The organism is Tepidimonas sp., from assembly GCF_036825565.1.
Classification (GTDB): Bacteria; Pseudomonadota; Gammaproteobacteria; order Burkholderiales; family Burkholderiaceae_C; genus Tepidimonas.
The window spans coordinates 1-18,082 of sequence record NZ_DAISXZ010000045.1 but is presented as its reverse complement, the minus strand read 5'-3'; the positions used below and the strand labels follow the sequence as shown (position 1 = coordinate 18,082).

Below are 18,082 nucleotides of genomic sequence, written 5' to 3'. Positions count from 1 at the left end.
TTTGGAATGCTGTCCGCCTTCAGCGTGGAACCGCGTCCGGCTTCACGCTGGAACACTGTCCGCCATCAGCATGGAATCGTGTCCGCCATGGCGTGGAATACGCATCCTCTTGAACCAAAGGCCTGCCGGTTGTGACTGCCCTGCAGGCCGATTCAATGAGGGCGTGAAGCCCTTTTGCAACGGAGCCGCAACCATGCATATCGCCACCAAGAGCGATTGGCCAGACCTCAAGCCGATGCCTGCCTCGTATGAGGACATGAAGATCGAGCTGCATTTCAACGCCGCGCACATGCACAACCTCCGGCGCGGGTTCGTCCCGTCCGACCAGAACGAGAAGTGGTTCCTCTACTTTGAGGACAACATCCTGCATATCCACCGCAGCTGGACGGGCATCAAGATGTACGAGGTGGTGTTCGACGACGACGGTGACGGCGGGGTTGCGCGCAGGGTAAGGATCAACCTGGGGCCCGACTATGGCGGCACCCGCGATGACGCCTGGAATACCTTGCTCGACGTGCTGAGCTATTACGCCAGCGACGAGGCCCATCAGCCCCACGAGTCAAGCTTCGTCTCTGCCCTGAAGGAGGCGACGCAGCCCGGCTATCTGGGTTCTCCGTCCGTGATCATGGAGCTGATTACCCCCTATTTCTGGCGCATCCTCTGCAAGGAGCTGCCCAAATACTGTTCCGGGCTGGATGCCTTGCCCGATTATGAACCCGCCAGCTTCTCCGATGTGCTGAGCGCCAACGAACGCATTGCATCGGTGCTCAGCGGCGCTGACGAGAGCTTCCACGGGCTGGAAGCCTGGCGCACCGAGCAGGGATTGGGCAAGGCTGTCATCCGGACGCTGGCGCTGGACCCGGACTGGTACGCCGATGAGAACCTGCACTGCATCCTCAGCGAAGGACTGGCCGGCCTGTCGACGGCAATTGCAAAAATCATCGCCGACTGGGCCAATGACTCGTCTCCTCACAACCTGAACGCGCTGTTCGAGTTTGTCGCCGTCCTGCGCGAATTCACTGCCAGTGTGATCCTGGGGACTCACACGCTTTACTTCCCGGATGTAACGCTCAGTGACTTCACCTGGGCGAACCGCTCACGCTTCATGCAGCGGGACGAAGAAGCCGGGAATTGCCTCGTGCCTGAAGAGAACCCGGAGGATTTCGACGAAGTGCCTATTGAGGAAAGTCAGCAGTCCAGCTTCAAGAAATTGCTGCGCGAGCTGGAGGCCCTGGATGTAGAACTGGAGGAAGACGACGCACTCGAGGACGAGGAAGAAGTTCTCCAGCCCGGCCCGCCGGTACACCCGCGCTGCGATGATAACGGCAATCCCGCCAAGCTCGCCCACCCCAGCACGCCCACGGCCCTGTGGACCTGGCAGGATCCCGAGAGCATCGCCATCGTCATCCCGGATGGCCCGATGCCGTCAGAACTGGCAGCGATACCCTTTGCCTCATGGGATGATGCGCCAACCGACCATGCCGGGTGGCAGCGATTGGCTGAGCAACATCCGGTGGAAGAACCCGACCTCAACCTCCCCAAAGGCAAGAAAGCCGCAGCCGGCGTGGTCATCGTCGAGGACGACGGGCGTGTCTGGGCAGTGGCCCCCAGCAACGCCTACGGCGGTTACCAGGCGACCTTCCCCAAGGGCACCTACTCCCCCGGCACTAGCCTGCAAGCCGCCGCGATCCGGGAAGCCTACGAAGAAGCCGGCCTCCGCGTACAGCTGACCCGTTTTCTGGTGGATGTGCCCCGATCAACGAGCTACACCCGCTATTACCTAGCCCGCCGTATCAGCGGCCACCCCGGCGACATGGGCTGGGAAAGCCAGGCCGTCATGCTGATCCCGATCGACAGACTGCCTGAAATACTGACCCACAAGAACGACGCCCCCATCATCAAGGCCGTGCAGGCAATGCTGAGCTGACTGCCCGTATCGGCGGATGCCGGACGCGGGATCATTCCCACTCGATCGTCGCCGGCGGCTTGGAGCTGACGTCGTAGGTCACGCGGTTGATGCCGCGCACCTCGTTGATGATGCGGCTGGAGACGCGCTTGAGCAGGCTGTAGGGCAGCTCGGCCCAGTCGGCGGTCATGAAGTCGCTGGTCTGCACCGCGCGCAGCGCCACCACGTAGTCGTAGGTGCGGCCGTCGCCCATCACGCCGACGCTCTTGACCGGCAGGAACACCGCAAACGCCTGGCTGACGAGGTCGTACCAGCTTTTGCCGGAGTTCGGCTCGATGGTGGAGCGCAGCTCCTCGATGAAGATGGCATCCGCCCGGCGCAGCAGGTCGGCGTATTCCTTCTTCACCTCGCCAAGGATGCGCACGCCCAGGCCCGGCCCCGGGAACGGGTGGCGGTACACCATGTCGTGCGGCAGGCCCAGCGCCACGCCGAGCTCGCGCACCTCGTCCTTGAACAGGTCGCGCAGCGGCTCCAGGAGCTTGAGGCCCAGCTGCTCGGGCAGGCCGCCGACGTTGTGGTGGCTCTTGATCGTGACGGCTTTCTTGCTCTTGGCGCCGCCGGACTCGATCACGTCCGGGTAGATGGTGCCCTGCGCCAGCCACTGGATGCCCTTGGAGCCGGGGCGCGCGGCCTTGAGCTTTTCCGCCTCGGCCTTGAAGACATCGACGAACAGCCGCCCGATGATCTTGCGCTTGCGCTCGGGGTCGGTCACGCCAGCCAGCTCGCGCAGGAACAGGTCGCTGGCGTCCACCCGGATCACCCGGGCGTGCAGCTTGCCGGCGAACATGTCCATCACCATGTCGCCTTCGTGCAGGCGCAGCAGGCCATGATCGACGAACACGCAGGTGAGCTGGTCGCCAATCGCCCGGTGGATGAGCGCTGCCGCCACCGAGGAATCGACCCCTCCCGAGAGGCCCAGCAGCACCTCCTCGTCGCCGACCTGGGCGCGGATGGCCGCCACCGCCTCCTCGATGTGGTCGCGCATGATCCAGTCGGGCCTGGCGCCGCAGATCTCCAGCACGAAGCGCTCCAGGATCGCCCGCCCCTGCACGGTGTGCGTCACCTCCGGGTGGAACTGCACGCCGTAGAAGCGCCGCGCCTCGTCGGCCATGCCGGCGATCGGGCAGGAGTCGGTGCTGGCCATCAGCTTGAAGCCGGGCGGCAGCTCCACCACCTTGTCGCCGTGGCTCATCCACACCTTGAGCATCCCATGCCCCTCGGGGGTGTGGAAGTCGGCGATGTCCTTCAGCAGCGCGGTGTGGCCGCGCGCGCGCACCTCGGCGTAGCCAAACTCGCGCACCGGCGAGCCCTCCACGCGCCCGCCGAGCTGCTGTGCCATCGTCTGCATGCCGTAGCAGATGCCCAGCACCGGCACGCCCAGCTCGAACACCGCATCGGGCGCGCGGTCGTCCACCTCGTAGACGCTGGCGTGGCTGCCCGAAAGGATCACGCCCTTGAGCCGCCCGTCGGCGGCGTACTGCCGCACCCACTCGCCGCTGACGTCGCAGGGGTGCACCTCGCAATAGACGTGCGCCTCGCGCACGCGCCGCGCGATCAGCTGCGTGACCTGCGAGCCGAAGTCGAGGATGAGGATCTTGTCGTGGTTCATCGGGTCATATCCGCTGCGGGGCCGACAAAGCGAAGGGCCGCCTCGCCGGCGGCCCTCGGCGCGGCGTGGTATCAATCCAGCCGGTAGTTCGGCGCTTCCTTGGTGATCTGCACGTCGTGCACGTGGCTTTCGCGGATGCCGGCGGCGGTGATCTCGACGAAGGCGGCCTTCTCGTGTAGCTCGGCGATGCTGGCGCAGCCACAGTAGCCCAGCGCCGCGCGGATGCCGCCGGCCATCTGAAAGATGATCGTCACCACCGAGCCTTTGTACGGCACGCGGCCCTCGATACCCTCGGGCACCAGCTTGTCGGCGTTGGGGTTGGCGGCCTCGTCGTTTTCCTGAAAGTAACGGTCGGCGCTGCCGGCCTTCATCGCACCGATCGAGCCCATGCCGCGGTAGCTCTTGTAGCTGCGGCCCTGGTACAGGATCACCTCGCCGGGCGCCTCCTCGGTGCCGGCGAACATGCCGCCCATCATCACGCAGTGCGCGCCGGCGGCCAGGGCCTTGGCGATGTCGCCGCTGTAGCGGATGCCGCCGTCGGCGATCAGCGGCACACCCGTCCCCTTGAGCGCCGTGGCCACGTTGTCGATGGCGGTGATCTGCGGCACGCCGACCCCGGCGACGATGCGCGTGGTGCAGATGGAGCCCGGCCCGATGCCGACCTTGACCGCGTCCGCCCCGGCCTCCGCCAGCGCGCGGGCGGCCTCGCCAGTGGCGATGTTGCCGCCGATGACCTGCACCTGCGGGAAGTTGTGCTTGACCCAGCGCACGCGGTCCAGCACGCCCTTGCTGTGGCCGTGCGCGGTGTCGACGACGATCACGTCCACGCCGGCCTTGACCAGCGCCTCGACGCGCTCGTCGGTGCCGGGGCCGACGCCGACCGCGGCGCCGACGCGCAGGCGGCCGTTGTCGTCGCGCGCGGCGTTGGGGAAATTAAGCTGCTTGGTGATGTCCTTGACGGTGATCAGGCCCTTGAGCTCGAAGGCGTCGTTGACGACCAGCAGCCGCTCCAGCTTGTGCTTGTTCAGCAGCGCCTTGGCCGCCTCCGGCGTGGTGCCCTCCGGCACGGTGACCAGCCGCTCGCGCGGCGTCATGATCTCGCGCACCGGGGCGTCCATGCGCGTCTCGAAGCGCAGGTCACGCCCGGTGACGATGCCGACGACCTTGCCGCCTTCGACGACCGGAAAGCCCGAGACACCCAGCTCGTCCGACAGCTTGACGACCTGGCGCACCGTGGTGTCGGGGCTGATGACCACCGGATCGCGCAGCACGCCGGATTCGTAGCGCTTGACCTTGGCCACCTGCGCGGCCTGCTCCTGCACCGACAGGTTCTTGTGGATGATGCCGATGCCGCCTTCCTGCGCGATGGCGATCGCCAGCCGGGCCTCGGTGACGGTGTCCATGGCGGCCGACACCAGCGGCAGGTTGAGGGTGATGTCGCGGGTAAAGCGGGTGGCCAGCGACGTGTCCTTGGGCAAAACTTGCGAGTACGCGGGGACCAACAACACATCGTCGAAGGTCAACGCTTTTCCGAGCAGGCGCATGGGATGGGCTCCAAAAACGCTATTGTATTCGGGGCATCGGCACCGCACGGGGCCCGGTCCGCCCGAAGGGTGAGCCCCGGCGCGTCAACGTTTGGGGGTGCGGGCAAACAGGCCAGCCGCGCGCGCGCCTTGGCGCTGGAAGCGTTCCCGCCGCGCGACCTTGGGGTCCACCCGCAGCGGTCGGGTCAGCTCCAGCCGGTCACCGTCGCGCAGCGGTGTATCCGGGGTCACACGCCGACCCCAGACGCTCGACGCCAAGCCGCCCGGCCTCGCATCGAGCGGCCCGAGGTCCCAACCGGTAACGGCCAGCGCCTGCGCCACCGTCGCCCCGTCGGGCAGATCCAGGGCGACCTCCTGCACGGTTCGGGGGGCCAAGGCCCAGACCACGGTCACGCGCATTTCACCCCCCGCACCTCACGTCCCATACACCTGGTCGGCCCGTTTGACGAAGGCGTCCACCAGGGAATCGGCAATGCGGTCGAACACCGGCCCCACCAGGGCCGCCAGCACGCTGCTGGAAAACCCGTACCGCAGCGAAAACTCGATCTTGCAGGCGCGCGCGTCGCCGTCGCCCACGGGCAAGAACTCCCAATGCCCCTCCAGCTGGGAAAACGGCCCCTCCACCAGGCGCAGATGGATGCGGCGGTCGGCCTCGTGCACATTGCGGGTGGTGAAGCTTTTGCGCACGCCACCAAAGGCCATGCCGATTGATGCCACCATGCCGTCCGATGTGCGCTCGAGCACCTGGCCGGACGCGCACCACGGCAGAAAGTCGGGGTAGCGCTCCACGTCGCTGACCAGCTGAAACATCTCGTGCGGGCTGTGCCAGACGAGCACGGACTTGCGGACGGTTTTCGGTTTCATACAATCGTCGGCCCTGCCCCGATTGTAGGTCCCATGTCCGCCCCCAAGTCCAAAGCCGCCACCGACAGCCGTATCGCCGAAAACAGGAAGGCGTTCTTCAATTACCACATCGAAGAGCGCTTCGAGGCCGGGGTCGTCCTGCAGGGCTGGGAGGTGAAGGCCATCCGCGACGGCAAGGTGCAGATCACCGAGGGCTATGTCGTGGTGCGCGACGGCGAGCTGTTCCTGATCGGCTGCCTGATCCACCCGCTGCGCAGCACGTCCACACACGTTCGGGCGGACACCGACCGCACGCGCAAGCTGTTGATGCACAAGGCCGAGATCCGCCGCCTCATCGGCAAGGTGGAGCAAAAGGGCTACACCCTGGTGCCGCTGAACCTGCACTGGAAAAACGGCCGCGTCAAATGCGAAATCGCGCTGGCGCGCGGCAAAGCGCAGCACGACAAGCGCGACACCATCAAAGAGCGCGAGGGCAAGCGCGAGGTGGAGCGCGCGCTCAAACACCGCATGCGTTGATCCCCGGCCACCCTACTCCGGCGGCGCCCGGCACCGGGGGGAACGTGTCAGCGCAAATGCCCGAGTGGATGCGCGTGCGCGGGCCAGGGGCTGTCGAAGAACGGCGTCACCATAGCCGCCGTCACGTCCTCGATGCGCGCCGGGTTCCAGCGCGGCTGCTGGTCCTTGTCCACCGCCAGGGCGCGGATGCCCTCGACCGTCTCCCCTTCGGCCGGCGAGCGCCCCAGATGGCGGGGATGGAAACAATGCCGCACCAGGTCCCGCTCCAGGCGCAGATCCTCGGCCAGGGTCATGCCCCGCGCGCGCCGCACATGTTCCAGCACCACATGCAGCATCAGCGGGCTGCGCAGGCGCAGTGTGGCCAGGGCCTGTGCCGCCGCGTCCGTGCCGGCCGCCTGCAGCGCCTGCACGATGCCGCCCACGGTGTCGGCACCAAAGGCGGCATCCACCTCCGGCGCTAGCGGCGCCACCGTGCGTGGCCCCGCACTGCGCCAGCCTGCCTGCGCCGTCCAGCTGCGCCAGGCGGCCTCGAACACCCCGGGGCTGTCCGCCTGCACCGTGGCGAGTGCCTCCCACGCGCGCGGCAGATCGGCCGCCGGGGCGGCCACATCGGCCAGGCCCCAGGCCAGCGCCGCATCTGCCCCGACCACCACCCCGGTCAGCCCCAGATACTCCCCGACATGACCCGGGCAGCGGCTCAGGAAATGCCCTCCGCCGACATCTGGGAACAGCCCGATGTTGGTCTCGGGCATGGCCATCTTGGTCCGCTCGGTGACGATGCGGCAGCGCCCGCCCTGGCTGATGCCCATACCGCCACCCATGACGATGCCGTCCATGAAAGCGATATACGGCTTGGGGTAGGTAAAGATCAGGTGGTTGAGGGCGTACTCCTCGGTAAAGAAGTCCTCCAGCCGCGGATCGCCCGCCAGCGCGGCCTCATGGAAGAAGCGGATATCCCCGCCCGCGCAAAAGGCCCCGAACGGCCCGTCCTTGGACGTGCCGCGAATCGCCACCGCCACCACGGCGGGATCATCGCGCCAGGCGAGCAACGCCTCGGCAAGTGCCCGGATCATGCCCAGGTCCAGGGCATTGAGGGCCTTCGGCCGGTCGAGAGTGATGCGCCCGACGCCGTTGGGCGTGCGCTCGATGTGGACGAAATCGCTCCAGCGCGAGGTCATGCGGGTGTCTCCTTCCGTTGGGTCAACCACAGGTGGGTCAGCAATGCGCCCAGCACCAGGGCGCCGCCTTGCCAGACGGCGGGCACCAAATCCACCCCGTGCCCTTCGCGCTGGCTGCGCTGCACCAGATTCCAGTTGAAGGCGCCCCCCAGCGGGGCGCCCAGCGCCACCACGCTGCCCAGCCAGCCGCCCTCGCCCAGTTGGCGCGCAAACATCCACGCGATGCCCAGGCCCGCCACCACGATGGCCGCGCAGGTCTGTCGCGCCAGCCGCTGCCCGAAGAACAGGCGCGAGATGAGCGCCGTCAGCAGCGGCCCGGCCGCCAGCGTGATCAGCACATTGGCCACACTGGTCAGCGCCAGCGCGATCATGAAGGCGGTGAACATGACCGCCCAGCACACCCCCGACCACCACAGAGCGCGGCCGCTGGTGACCATCCGGCGCCACACGCCGCGCCCCTGCCACAGAGGCAGGATCAGCGCCAGCGACAGCGCGGTGAACGCGCTGCGCCAGAAGGTGATCTCGAACGCCTGCGCCTGCTCAAGCTGGCGCGTGACCACGCCCGCCGTCGCCCACAGGAACGTCACCGCCACCATCAGGGCGACGGCCTGCCCGTGACGCAGCGTCATGCGCCTTCCCGCGCGGCGCGCTTGCGCTCGTGCTCCTTCAGGTAGCGCTTGCGCAGGCGGATGCTCTTGGGCGTGATTTCCACCAGCTCGTCATCCTCGATGAACTCGACCGCGTACTCCAGCGTCAGCTCGATGGGCGGGGTGATCTTGATCGCATCCTCCTTGCCCGAGACGCGGAAATTGGTCAGCTGCTTGGTGCGCGTCGCATTGACCACCAGGTCGTTGTCGCGGTTGTGCACGCCGACGATCATGCCCTCGTACACCGGGTCGCCGGCCTTGACGAACATGCGGCCGCGATCGTCCAGCTTGCCCAGCGCGTAGGTGAAGATCTCGCCGTCGTCCATGCTGATGAGCACGCCGTTCTTGCGACCGCCGATGTCGCCCTTGTGCGGCTCGTAGCCGTCAAAGATATTGGAGATCAGGCCCGAGCCGCGCGTGAGGTTGAGGAATTCGTTGGAAAAACCGATCAGCCCTCGCGCCGGGATGCGGTACTCCAACCGCACGCGGCCGCGGCCGTCGGGCTCCATGTTGACCAGCTCGCCCTTGCGCTCGCCCAGCGCCTGCATCACGCCGCCCTGGTGCTGCTCCTCGATGTCGCAGGTCACCAGCTCGATCGGCTCGCACCGCACGCCGTCGATCTCTTTGAACACGACGCGCGGCTTGCTCACGGCCAGCTCGTAGCCCTCGCGGCGCATGTTCTCCAGCAAGATGGTCAGGTGCAGCTCGCCCCGGCCCGAGACTTCGAAGACCCCATCCTCGCCCGTCTCGCGCACGCGCAGCGCGACGTTGGACTGCAACTCCTTTTGCAGCCGGTCCCAGATCTGCCGGCTGGTGACAAACTTGCCCTCGCGCCCCGCCAGCGGCGAGGTGTTGACGCAAAAATTCATCGTCAGCGTCGGCTCGTCGATCTTGAGCATGGGCAGCGGCCGCGGGTTGGCGATGTCGGTGACCGTCACACCAATGCCGATCTCGTCGATGCCGTTGATCAGTACGATGTCGCCCGGCCCCGCTTCGCTCACCTGCACCCGGTCCAAACCCTGGAACTTGTGTACCTGGTTGATGCGGCCCTTGAACTGCCGCCCGTCCGGTCCCTCCATGACCAGCACATCCATCGCCGGCCGCAGCGTGCCGGCGTTGATGCGGCCCACGCCAATGCGGCCCACGAAGCTGTTGTAGTCCAGCGCCGAAATCTGCAGTTGCAGCGGCGCAGCAGGATCGCCTTCGTGGGCGGGCACATGCTTGAGGATGGTCTCGAACAGCGCGGACATGTCCGGCCCCCAGCGCTCGCCAGGCGCCCCCTCGGTCAGCGACGACCAGCCGTTGATGCCCGAGGCATACACCACCGGAAAATCCAGCTGTTCGTCAGTCGCCCCTAGCTTGTCGAACAGGTCGAACGCGGCGTTGATCACCTTGTCGCAGTTGGCCCCGGGCTTGTCCACCTTGTTGACCACCACGATGGGCTTGAGGCCCAGCGCCAGCGCCTTCTTGGTCACGAAGCGCGTCTGCGGCATCGGCCCTTCCTGGGCATCGATGAGCAGCAGCACGCCATCCACCATGGACAGCGCGCGCTCGACCTCGCCGCCAAAGTCGGCGTGGCCCGGTGTGTCCACGATGTTGATGTGCGTGCCGTTCCAGCGCACGGCGCAGTTCTTGGCCAAGATGGTGATACCCCGCTCGCGTTCGAGCGCGTTGCTGTCCATGACCGTGTCCTCCAACTTCTCGTGGGCGGCAAAGGTGCCGGACTGGCGCAGCAGTTGGTCCACCATGGTCGTTTTGCCGTGGTCGACGTGGGCGATGATCGCGATGTTGCGGATCGGGGGACGGGAGGTCATGGTGCAGCCTGTTGCAGATATTGGGAAACTTCGGTGGGCGCGAGCAGACGCGCCGGAATCAATTCGCCGCCGGCACAGCGGGCGGTGCCCAGAAGGGCGCGCGGGCGGTCGCCAAATACGGCGACGAGTTCAGCGGACGGCCATGGGCCGCGGCGGCGCAAACCACTCAGGAAACGGCCCGCCTCGCGCTCATCCAGCACGACGCGCGGCACCCCTTCCAGCAAGGTCTCGGGGGGCAACAGACAGCGCAGGCGTTGCGGTGGGGACAGGGCTTCCAGCGCGTCCAGCGTGATCGCCTGCGGCAGCGTCAGCCCCCCGGTGGCGGTGCGCCGCAGCGCGGTCAGGTGCGCGCCACAGCCCAGCGCCGCGCCGATGTCCTCGGCCAGCGTGCGCACATAGGTGCCTTTGCTGCAGCGCACTCGCAGGCGCAGCGCGGCGGGGTCGTCGGGCATCGGCTCCAGCGTCAACGCATGGATCGTCACGCGGCGCGGCACGCGCTCGACCTCGATGCCCGCACGCGCATATTCGTACAGCGCCTTGCCGTCTTTTTTCAGCGCGCTGTGCATCGGCGGAATCTGCTCGATCACGCCGGTGAAGCGGCGCGCCAGCTCGGCCAGCCGCGAGGGGGTCAGCCGGGCCGCGTCCACCGGCGCGGTGGCGATCACCTCGCCCTCGGCATCGCCGGTGGTGGTGCGCACACCCAGGCGCAGCACGGCCTCGTAGGCTTTGTCGGCCTCCAGTTGCACCTGCGCAAATTTGGTGGCCGCGCCCAGGCACACCGGCAGCAGCCCGCTGGCCAGCGGGTCCAGCGTGCCGGTGTGGCCGGCCTTTTCAGCCGCCAGCAGCCATTTGACCTTGGACACCGCAGCCTGTGCCGAAAAACCGACGGGTTTGTCCAGCAGCAGCACCCCGTGCACGGGGCGCCGCGGCACCCGTGCACGGGGCTCGGCCGTCATATCGCGTCCTCGTCCTTGCCGCGCGAGGCGACCGCCTTGGCGATCAGGGCGTTCATGTCCGCCGCCCGCTCGATCGAGCGGTCGTAGACGAAGTGCAGCGTCGGCACCGTGTGGATGTGCAGCCGCTTGAACAAGGCATTGCGCAAAAAACCCGCGCCCTGGTTGAGCGCATCCTGGCTGTCTTGCGGGTCACCGACCAGCACGCTGAAGTACACCTTGGCGTGCGCATAGTCGGGCGACACCTCGACGGCCTGGATGGTGACCATGCCCAGACGCGGATCCTTGAGCTCGCGCGGGATCAGCTCGCTCAGGTCGCGCTGGATCTGGTCGGCCACCTTCAGGCCGCGGTTGGATGCCTTTCTCGTCGCCATGCAGGTCTCTTACAGCGTGCGCGCGACTTCCTTGATCTCGAAGAACTCCAACTGATCCCCTTCCTGGATGTCGTTGTAGTTCTTGAGTTTGATGCCGCACTCGAAGCCTTCCTTGACCTCGCGCACGTCGTCCTTGAAGCGCTTGAGCGACTCCAGCTCGCCGGTGTAGATGACCACGTTGTCGCGCAGCAGGCGGAAATGCGCGCTGCGCGTGACGTGGCCCTGCGTGACCATACAGCCCGCCACCGTACCGATCTTGGAGGCGACGAAGACGCTGCGGATCTCGGCCATGCCGATGACTTCCTCGCGCTTCTCGGGCGCGAGCAGCCCCGCCATCGCGGCCTTCAGGTCGTCCACCGCGTCGTAGATGATGTTGTAGTAGCGGATCTCGACGTCGCTGGCCTCGGCCACCTTGCGCGCGTTCGCGTCGGCGCGGGTGTTGAAGCCGATGATGATGGCCTTGGACGCGATCGCCAGGTTGACGTCGGATTCGCTGATGCCGCCCACGCCCGCGTACACGAGCTGCACCCGCACCTCGTCGGTGGAGAGCTTGAGCAGCGCGGCCGACAGCGCCTCCTGCGAGCCTTGCACATCCGCCTTGATGATGATGGGCAGGGTCTTGACCTCGCCCGCCGCCATCTCGGCAAACATGTTCTCCAGCTTGGCCGCCTGTTGCTTGGCCAGCTTGGTGCTGCGGTACTTGCCGGCGCGGTAGGTGGCGATTTCGCGCGCGCGGCGCTCATCGGCCATCACCATGAAGTCGTCGCCCGCCAGCGGCACCTCGGCCAGGCCCTGGATCTCCACGGGGATGGACGGCCCGGCTTCTTTGACGGGACGGCCGGCCTCGTCGAGCATGGCGCGCACACGGCCATAGGTCTGGCCGGCCAGCACTACGTCGCCGACGCGCAGCGTTCCGGACTGCACCAGGGCGGTCGCCACGGGGCCACGCCCCTTGTCCAGCCGCGCCTCGATCACCAGGCCCTTGGCCTTGGCGTCCACCGGGGCCTTCAGCTCCAGCACCTCGGCCTGCAGCAGCACGTTCTCCAGCAGCTCGTCGATACCCTGGCCGGTCTTGGACGACACGCCGATGAAGGGCGAATCGCCGCCGTACTCCTCGGGCACCACCTCCTCGGCGACCAGCTCCTGCTTGACGCGGTCGGGGTTGGCTTCGGGTTTGTCGATCTTGGTGAGCGCCACCACGATCGGCACGCCGGCTGCCTTGGCGTGCTTGATCGCCTCGCGCGTCTGCGGCATGACGCCATCGTCGGCCGCCACCACCAGGATGACGATGTCGGTGGCCTGCGCACCGCGCGCGCGCATCGCGGTGAACGCCTCGTGACCCGGCGTGTCCAGGAAGGTAACGACACCGCGCGGCGTCTCCACATGGTAGGCACCGATGTGCTGGGTGATGCCACCGGCCTCGCCCGCCGCGACCTTGGCGCGGCGGATGTAGTCCAGCAGCGAGGTTTTACCGTGGTCGACGTGGCCCATGACGGTGACGACCGGCGGGCGGGTCTTCTCCTCGCCCTGGTACAGCACCGCCTCCTCTTCCGAAAACGCCTCCGGATCGTCCAGCGCCGCGGCCACCGCCTTGTGGCCCAGTTCCTCGACGACGATCATCGCCGTGTCCTGGTCCAGCGATTGGTTGATGGTCACCATCTGACCCAGCTTCATGAGCTGCTTGATGACCTCAGACGCCTTGAGCGCCATCTTGTGGGCCAGTTCGGCCACGGTGATGGTCTCGGGCACGTGCACTTCGATGACGCGCTGCTCGCTGGCGGGGGCGGCAGCGGCGCCGCGCTCGTCCCGTCCGCCGCGACCGGGCTTGCCCTTCGGGCCGGCGCGCCAGTTGCTGCCCGAGCGCGCCGGGCCGCTGTCGCCGCGCGTCTTGAGTTCCTTCTTCTTGCCAGCCTCGTCCTTCCACGACGACGACAGCGCCTCGGACTTGACCTCTTTTTTCGCCGCGGGCGCCGCCGGTGCGCCGGCGGGCGGACGCGCGGGCGTGCCGGCGGGCTTGTGCAGCGTGCCCTTGATGCCCGGCTTGGCTTCGGCCGCGGGCTTGGGTTCCTCGGGCTTCTTCGCCACCAGCACCTTGCGCGGCTGGGCCATCATGGCCCGGATGGCTTCCGCCTCGGCCAGCGCCTTGCGGCGACGCTCCTCGATTTCGCGCACGCGGGCTTCCTCGGCCGCTTTTTCGGCGGCCTTCTCGGCGGCTTGCTCCGCCGCCCGGCGGGCCTGCTCCGCCTGTTCGGCCTCGGCGCGCTCGGCTGCCGTACGCGCCGCCTCATCGGCCGCCGGTTGGGCGGAGGGCGCGGTCTCGTCGGCGGCCGCCTCCCCGGACGCGGCGACGGCGATTTCGGCGCGGGCCTTCAGGGCCGCCGCCTCGCGCTCGGCTCGGGCCCGGGCTTCGGCAGCTTCGCGGGCCAGCCGGGCCTCCTCGGCGGCGCGGGCCTCGGCCTCTTCGCGCTCGCGGCGCTTGCGGGCGAGTTCTTCCTCTTCCTGACGCAGGCGCTCCGCCTGCAGCCGCGCCTCTTCTTCCAGGCGGGCCAGTTCGGCCGCCTGCGCCGCTTCCTCGGCCTGCGCGGCGGCGTCACTGGCGCGCTCGGCTTCGTCGTCGCGCTTGACGAAAGTGCGCTTCTTGCGCACCTCCACCTGGATGGTGCGCGCACGGCCGGAGGCGTCGGCCTGCTTGATCTCGGTGGTCGAGCGCTTGGTCAGCGTGATTTTGCGCCGCTCTTGCCCCAGGGTGCCGTGGGCGGCCTTGAGGTGGGCGAGCAGGCGCTGCTTGTCCGCCTCGGTGACGGGGTCGCTGCCGGCGTGCTTGTCCACGCCAGCGGCGACGAACTGCTCCAGCAGCAACGAGACCGGTTTGTTCAGTTCGGCGGCGAATTCGGCGACGGTGTTACTCGACATACGGTGTCCTTCTCCTCGGCTGGGCTGTTCACGAACGCGCGGACGAAGCATCGCCGGCGAACCAGTGTTCGCGCGCCTTCATGATCAGGGCCGTCGCTTCCTCGCGGCTCTGTCCCGTGATCTCGACCAATTCGTCGACGGCCAGATCGGCCAGGTCGTCGAGCGTGTGCACACCGGCATCGGCCAGCTTGGCGATCAGGTCGGTGGTCAGCCCGTCCAGATCGCGCAGATCCTGCGCGACCTCCTCGACGCTTTCCTCCTTGGCGATCTCCATCGTCAGCAGCGCATCCTTGGCTCGGGCACGCAGCTCGTTGACGATGTCCTCGTCGAAGGCCTCGATCTCCAGCATCTCTTGCAGGGGCACATAGGCCACTTCCTCGAGGCTGGTGAAACCTTCCTCGATCAGGATGTCGGCGATCTCCTCGTCGACGTCGAGCTTGCTCATGAACAGCTCGCGCAGCGCCTGACGCTCCTGGGCCTGCTTCTCGGCCGATTCCTCGGCCGTCATGATGTTGATCTTCCAGCCTGTCAAGTCCGATGCGAGCCGGACGTTCTGCCCGCCGCGGCCGATGGCGATGGCCAGGTTTTCCTCGTCGACGACCACGTCCATCGCGTGCCGCTCTTCATCGACGACGATGGACTGCACATTGGCCGGCGCCAACGCGCCGATCACAAACTGGGCCGGATCGTCGCTCCACAGCACGATGTCCACGCGCTCGCCAGACAGTTCGTTGGTCACCGCGTTGACGCGGGAGCCGCGCACCCCGACGCAGGTGCCGATGGGGTCGATACGGCGGTCGTGCGACAGCACGGCGATCTTGGCGCGGCTGCCCGGATCGCGGGCACAGGCCTTGATCTCCAGCAGGCCCTGCTCGATCTCCGGCACCTCCTGGCGGAACAGCTCGATCATGAACTCGGGGCTGGCGCGCGACAGCAGAATGGGGGCGCCACGCAGGGTCGGGTCCACCTCGATGATGAGGGCCCGCACGCGGTCGCCCGAGCGGAAGTTTTCCTTCGGGATCATCTCGCTGCGCTTGAGCCGTCCTTCGACGCGGCCACTCTCGACGATCACATCGCCCTTGTCCAGCCGCTTGACGGTGCCCACGAAGATCTTGTCGCCGCGCGACAAAAAATCGTTGAGCAGCATCTCGCGCTCGGCGTCACGGATCTTTTGCAGGATCACCTGTTTGGCCGCCATCGCGCCGATGCGGCCAACGGGCACGCTCTCGATCGGCTTTTCGATGAAATCGCCCACCTGGATGCCAGGATGGTCCTCCACGGCGTCGGAGTACAGTTCCTCGGCATCGGGGTTTTGCAGGCCGGCTTCGTCCGGCACCACCTTCCAGCGCTGGAAGGTTTCGTAGGCGCCGGTGTCGGGGTCGATCGACACCCGCACGTCCACCTCGCCGCCCAACAGCTTTTTGGTGGCCGACGCCAGCGCGGACTCCACCGCGCCCAGCACGACGCGCGGCTCCACGTTCTTCTCGCGCGAGATGGCATCGATCAACATCAACATTTCGCGGTTCATTGCTCTGGCCTGCCTTTCACTGCCTACGTACTCTTATGCGTTACCGGCGGCGCCGCGCGGGCGACGCCCCTTGAAATCCACGATCGGCGCCAGCCGCGCCTCGCGCACCTCGTCGAGCGTGAAGCCGAGCACCTGCACAGCCACGGGCTCGGCGGAACGGCGCGGCGACTTGGCGGCCAGTTTGGCGGGAGCATCCTCGACCAGTTCGAGCTGCCACGCCCCGGGCGCTTCACCGCGACGCAAGACGCCACGAAACTTTTTTCGCCCCGGCGCCACCGCCCCCGCGCCGACCGCCCCGATGGGGGCGCGCAGCGTGACGTCGACGGTCTCGCCGACGAAACGCTCGTAATCGCGGGCATGGCGCAGCGGACGGTCGATGCCGGGCGACCCCACCTCGAGGCGGCGGTAGTCCACGCCCTCAACTTCCAGGACATACTGGAGCTGCCGCGTGACGCGCTCGCAGTCCTCGACGGTGATGAAGCGCTCCTGCGCCTGCGCCCCACCCCAGAGCCAATCGATGGTCACGCGCAACAAGCCGCCGGCGGACCGCTCCAGATCCACCAAGTCATATCCGAGCCCGACCACCGTCTGCTCCACCACTTGCTGCCAGCTCATGCGTCCCGTTTTCGCCTTTCGTGTCGGCACCGGGCGGTGCCTTCTTGCGCCATCGCGCAGGATGGCGCGTGATCGCGTTTGACCAAAAAAAATGGGCCGGTGTGCACCCGCCCATTCGGTCGTGAGGCTACTATTCTATCACCCTGGGTCCGAATTCGCACTCCCTCCTCCCGCCCGCGCGCCGCCATCATCGGCCTCTATTCCTGGCCCACCCCCAACGGCCACAAGATTCACATCGCACCCAAGGGGGTGCGGCTTGCGCCAGGGGCGCGGCTGGCGGACGCACCCCGTGGACATCGGCAAAGGTGAGCCGTTCACCCCGGACTTCCTGCGCATCAGCCCCAGCAACAAAATCCCTGCCATCGTCGACCCCGATGGCCTGAGCGGCAAACCGGCCGCGCTGTTCGAGTCCGGGACGATTCTGCTCAATCTGGCCAGCAAATCGGCAAGCTGCCAGCCCAAGACGAGCGCCAGCGCTGGGAGGCGCGGCCTGGGCTGATGTTCCTGATCGGTGGCGTCGGCCCCATGCTCGGCCAAGTGCACCATTTTAGGATGTCGATCACCCCGCGGTGCAGCGCGGCCTCGCAACCCTAGCCAATGCCCGACCGCAGGTACAATCGCGTCAAAGTCGGAGCGTAGCGCAGTCTGGTAGCGCATCTGCTTTGGGAGCAGAGGGTCGAAGGTTCGAATCCTTTCGCTCCGACCACAAACATACCCCTGCCGTCCGTAGCTCAGCTGGATAGAGCAACGGCCTTCTAAGCCGTGGGTCGGGGGTTCGATCCCCTCCGGACGGGCCAGCCGCACACGCACGATTCACGACATGACAGCCACCATCAAGGACGCCGCAGGCATCGAGGGCATGCGCACCGCCGGACGTCTGGCGGCGGAGGTGCTGGACTACCTGGCACCGCACGTGCGGCCGGGCGTCACCACCAACGAGCTGGACCGCCTGGCGCACGACTACATCGCGCGCGTCCAGCAGGCCATCCCCGCGCCACTCAACTACGCCCCCAGCGGCTACCAGCCCTACCCCAAGAGCATCTGCACCTCGGTCAACCACGTCGTCTGCCACGGCATCCCCAACAACAAACCACTCAAGAAAGGCGACATCGTCAACATCGACGTCACCGTCATCAAGGACGGCTGGCATGGCGACACGAGCCGCATGTTTTTGGTCGGTGAGGTCCCCCCGCCCGCGCGGCGCTTGTGCCAGGTGACCTACGAGGCCATGTGGAAAGGCATCGAACAGGTCCGCCCCGGCGTGCGCCTGGGCGATATCGGGCACGCGATCCAGACCTATGCCGAGAGCGCCGGCTACAGCGTGGTGCGGGAGTTCTGCGGCCACGGCATCGGCCAGCGCTTTCACGAAGATCCGCAGGTGCTGCACTACGGCCGCCCCGGCACGGGCATGGAGATCCGGCCCGGCATGACGTTCACCATCGAGCCCATGATCAACCAGGGCCGGCGCGAGATCCGCGAGCTGGGCGACGGCTGGACCATCATCACCAAAGACCGGTCGCTGTCCGCCCAGTGGGAGCACACCGTGCTGTGCACCGAAGAC

15 protein-coding genes, 2 tRNA genes and 1 pseudogene are annotated in these 18,082 nt (G+C 67.2%); 6 read left to right on the top strand and 12 right to left on the bottom strand.

The genetic code is table 11. The features are described 5' to 3' along the window. Nucleotides 1-193 precede the first annotated feature (193 nt). A complete protein-coding gene (locus V7026_RS07435; RefSeq protein ID WP_334154771.1) occupies nucleotides 194-1,927 on the top strand; it encodes an NUDIX hydrolase in 1,734 nt (577 codons plus the stop codon). A 31-nt stretch (nucleotides 1,928-1,958) separates the two neighbouring features. On the opposite strand, the gene guaA is transcribed toward V7026_RS07435, so the two are convergent. The 4 genes from guaA to V7026_RS07415 all read right to left on the bottom strand — a co-directional run bounded on the left by guaA (nucleotide 1,959) and on the right by V7026_RS07415 (nucleotide 5,983). After that, nucleotides 1,959-3,575, bottom strand: coding sequence for a glutamine-hydrolyzing GMP synthase (gene guaA / locus V7026_RS07430; protein ID WP_334154770.1), 1,617 nt, complete (start codon nucleotides 3,573-3,575; stop codon nucleotides 1,959-1,961). A 71-nt stretch (nucleotides 3,576-3,646) separates the two neighbouring features. Further along, nucleotides 3,647-5,119, bottom strand: a complete 1,473-nt coding sequence (gene guaB / locus V7026_RS07425) for an IMP dehydrogenase (RefSeq protein ID WP_334154769.1) — start codon at nucleotides 5,117-5,119, stop codon at nucleotides 3,647-3,649. An 84-nt stretch (nucleotides 5,120-5,203) separates the two neighbouring features. Next, nucleotides 5,204-5,518 carry an RnfH family protein gene (locus tag V7026_RS07420; RefSeq protein ID WP_334154767.1) on the bottom strand — a complete coding sequence of 105 codons (315 nt, stop codon included), beginning with the start codon at nucleotides 5,516-5,518 and terminating at the stop codon, nucleotides 5,204-5,206. Between the two features lie 15 nt (nucleotides 5,519-5,533). Next, the gene (locus V7026_RS07415) at nucleotides 5,534-5,983 is read right to left on the bottom strand and encodes a type II toxin-antitoxin system RatA family toxin (RefSeq protein ID WP_334154765.1); all 450 of its coding nucleotides are present in this window, start codon (nucleotides 5,981-5,983) and stop codon (nucleotides 5,534-5,536) included. A 33-nt stretch (nucleotides 5,984-6,016) separates the two neighbouring features. Between V7026_RS07415 and smpB the strand changes: the two genes are divergently transcribed. Beyond that, nucleotides 6,017-6,499, top strand: coding sequence for an SsrA-binding protein SmpB (smpB, locus tag V7026_RS07410; RefSeq protein ID WP_334154763.1), 483 nt, complete (start codon nucleotides 6,017-6,019; stop codon nucleotides 6,497-6,499). 47 nt (nucleotides 6,500-6,546) lie between these two features. Here the strand turns inward: smpB and V7026_RS07405 are convergent, their stop codons facing one another. Genes V7026_RS07405 through rimP form a run of 8 tightly spaced genes read right to left on the bottom strand, consistent with a single transcriptional unit; the run spans nucleotide 6,547 to nucleotide 16,521 of the window. Then, nucleotides 6,547-7,677 carry an enoyl-CoA hydratase/isomerase family protein gene (locus V7026_RS07405; protein ID WP_334154761.1) on the bottom strand — a complete coding sequence of 377 codons (1,131 nt, stop codon included), beginning with the start codon at nucleotides 7,675-7,677 and terminating at the stop codon, nucleotides 6,547-6,549. Further along, nucleotides 7,674-8,306 carry a DMT family transporter gene (locus V7026_RS07400; RefSeq protein WP_334154760.1) on the bottom strand — a complete coding sequence of 211 codons (633 nt, stop codon included), beginning with the start codon at nucleotides 8,304-8,306 and terminating at the stop codon, nucleotides 7,674-7,676. Before V7026_RS07400 ends, V7026_RS07405 begins: the two co-directional genes overlap by 4 nt. Next, a complete protein-coding gene (gene typA, locus V7026_RS07395; protein WP_334154759.1) occupies nucleotides 8,303-10,138 on the bottom strand; it encodes a translational GTPase TypA in 1,836 nt (611 codons plus the stop codon). Before typA ends, V7026_RS07400 begins: the two co-directional genes overlap by 4 nt. Beyond that, nucleotides 10,135-11,094, bottom strand: a complete 960-nt coding sequence (gene truB / locus V7026_RS07390) for a tRNA pseudouridine(55) synthase TruB (protein ID WP_334154758.1) — start codon at nucleotides 11,092-11,094, stop codon at nucleotides 10,135-10,137. Before truB ends, typA begins: the two co-directional genes overlap by 4 nt. After that, nucleotides 11,091-11,465, bottom strand: a complete 375-nt coding sequence (gene rbfA / locus V7026_RS07385; protein WP_334154757.1) for a 30S ribosome-binding factor RbfA — start codon at nucleotides 11,463-11,465, stop codon at nucleotides 11,091-11,093. Before rbfA ends, truB begins: the two co-directional genes overlap by 4 nt. A gap of 9 nt (nucleotides 11,466-11,474) precedes the next feature. Then, entirely contained in the window at nucleotides 11,475-14,378 is a 2,904-nt protein-coding gene (gene infB / locus V7026_RS07380) for a translation initiation factor IF-2 (protein WP_334154755.1), read from the bottom strand. Nucleotides 14,379-14,406: 28 nt separating this feature from the next. Continuing rightward, nucleotides 14,407-15,906, bottom strand: a complete 1,500-nt coding sequence (gene nusA, locus V7026_RS07375) for a transcription termination factor NusA (RefSeq protein WP_334154754.1) — start codon at nucleotides 15,904-15,906, stop codon at nucleotides 14,407-14,409. Nucleotides 15,907-15,939: 33 nt separating this feature from the next. Next, on the bottom strand, nucleotides 15,940-16,521 hold the full coding sequence (gene rimP, locus V7026_RS07370) for a ribosome maturation factor RimP (RefSeq protein ID WP_334154753.1): 582 nt from the start codon (nucleotides 16,519-16,521) through the stop codon (nucleotides 15,940-15,942). Nucleotides 16,522-16,707: 186 nt separating this feature from the next. On the opposite strand from rimP, the pseudogene V7026_RS07365 reads away from it, so the two are divergent. The 4 genes and pseudogenes from V7026_RS07365 to map all read left to right on the top strand — a co-directional run. Continuing rightward, a pseudogene (locus tag V7026_RS07365) lies at nucleotides 16,708-17,076 on the top strand (glutathione S-transferase family protein); the annotation flags it as partial. Between the two features lie 74 nt (nucleotides 17,077-17,150). Continuing rightward, nucleotides 17,151-17,227 (top strand) — tRNA-Pro (locus V7026_RS07360). A gap of 14 nt (nucleotides 17,228-17,241) precedes the next feature. Next, a tRNA-Arg gene (locus tag V7026_RS07355) sits at nucleotides 17,242-17,318 on the top strand. Between the two features lie 23 nt (nucleotides 17,319-17,341). Beyond that, nucleotides 17,342-18,082: type I methionyl aminopeptidase (map, locus tag V7026_RS07350; protein ID WP_334154752.1), on the top strand; the 741-nt coding region annotated here is incomplete at its 3' end.

Bases quoted from the DNA above. Each gene is read 5' to 3' on its own strand.
- truB (WP_334154758.1), bottom strand. From the start codon at position 11,094: ATGACGGCCGAGCCCCGTGCACGGGTGCCGCGGCGCCCCGTGCACGGG.
- V7026_RS07415 (WP_334154765.1), bottom strand. From the start codon at position 5,983: ATGAAACCGAAAACCGTCCGCAAGTCCGTGCTCGTCTGGCACAGCCCG.
- smpB (WP_334154763.1), top strand. From the start codon at position 6,017: ATGTCCGCCCCCAAGTCCAAAGCCGCCACCGACAGCCGTATCGCCGAA.
- nusA (WP_334154754.1), bottom strand. From the start codon at position 15,906: ATGAACCGCGAAATGTTGATGTTGATCGATGCCATCTCGCGCGAGAAG.
- guaA (WP_334154770.1), bottom strand. From the start codon at position 3,575: ATGAACCACGACAAGATCCTCATCCTCGACTTCGGCTCGCAGGTCACG.
- V7026_RS07405 (WP_334154761.1), bottom strand. From the start codon at position 7,677: ATGACCTCGCGCTGGAGCGATTTCGTCCACATCGAGCGCACGCCCAAC.
- infB (WP_334154755.1), bottom strand. From the start codon at position 14,378: ATGTCGAGTAACACCGTCGCCGAATTCGCCGCCGAACTGAACAAACCG.
- typA (WP_334154759.1), bottom strand. From the start codon at position 10,138: ATGACCTCCCGTCCCCCGATCCGCAACATCGCGATCATCGCCCACGTC.
- V7026_RS07435 (WP_334154771.1), top strand. From the start codon at position 194: ATGCATATCGCCACCAAGAGCGATTGGCCAGACCTCAAGCCGATGCCT.
- V7026_RS07400 (WP_334154760.1), bottom strand. From the start codon at position 8,306: ATGACGCTGCGTCACGGGCAGGCCGTCGCCCTGATGGTGGCGGTGACG.
- guaB (WP_334154769.1), bottom strand. From the start codon at position 5,119: ATGCGCCTGCTCGGAAAAGCGTTGACCTTCGACGATGTGTTGTTGGTC.
- rimP (WP_334154753.1), bottom strand. From the start codon at position 16,521: ATGAGCTGGCAGCAAGTGGTGGAGCAGACGGTGGTCGGGCTCGGATAT.
- V7026_RS07420 (WP_334154767.1), bottom strand. From the start codon at position 5,518: ATGCGCGTGACCGTGGTCTGGGCCTTGGCCCCCCGAACCGTGCAGGAG.
- rbfA (WP_334154757.1), bottom strand. From the start codon at position 11,465: ATGGCGACGAGAAAGGCATCCAACCGCGGCCTGAAGGTGGCCGACCAG.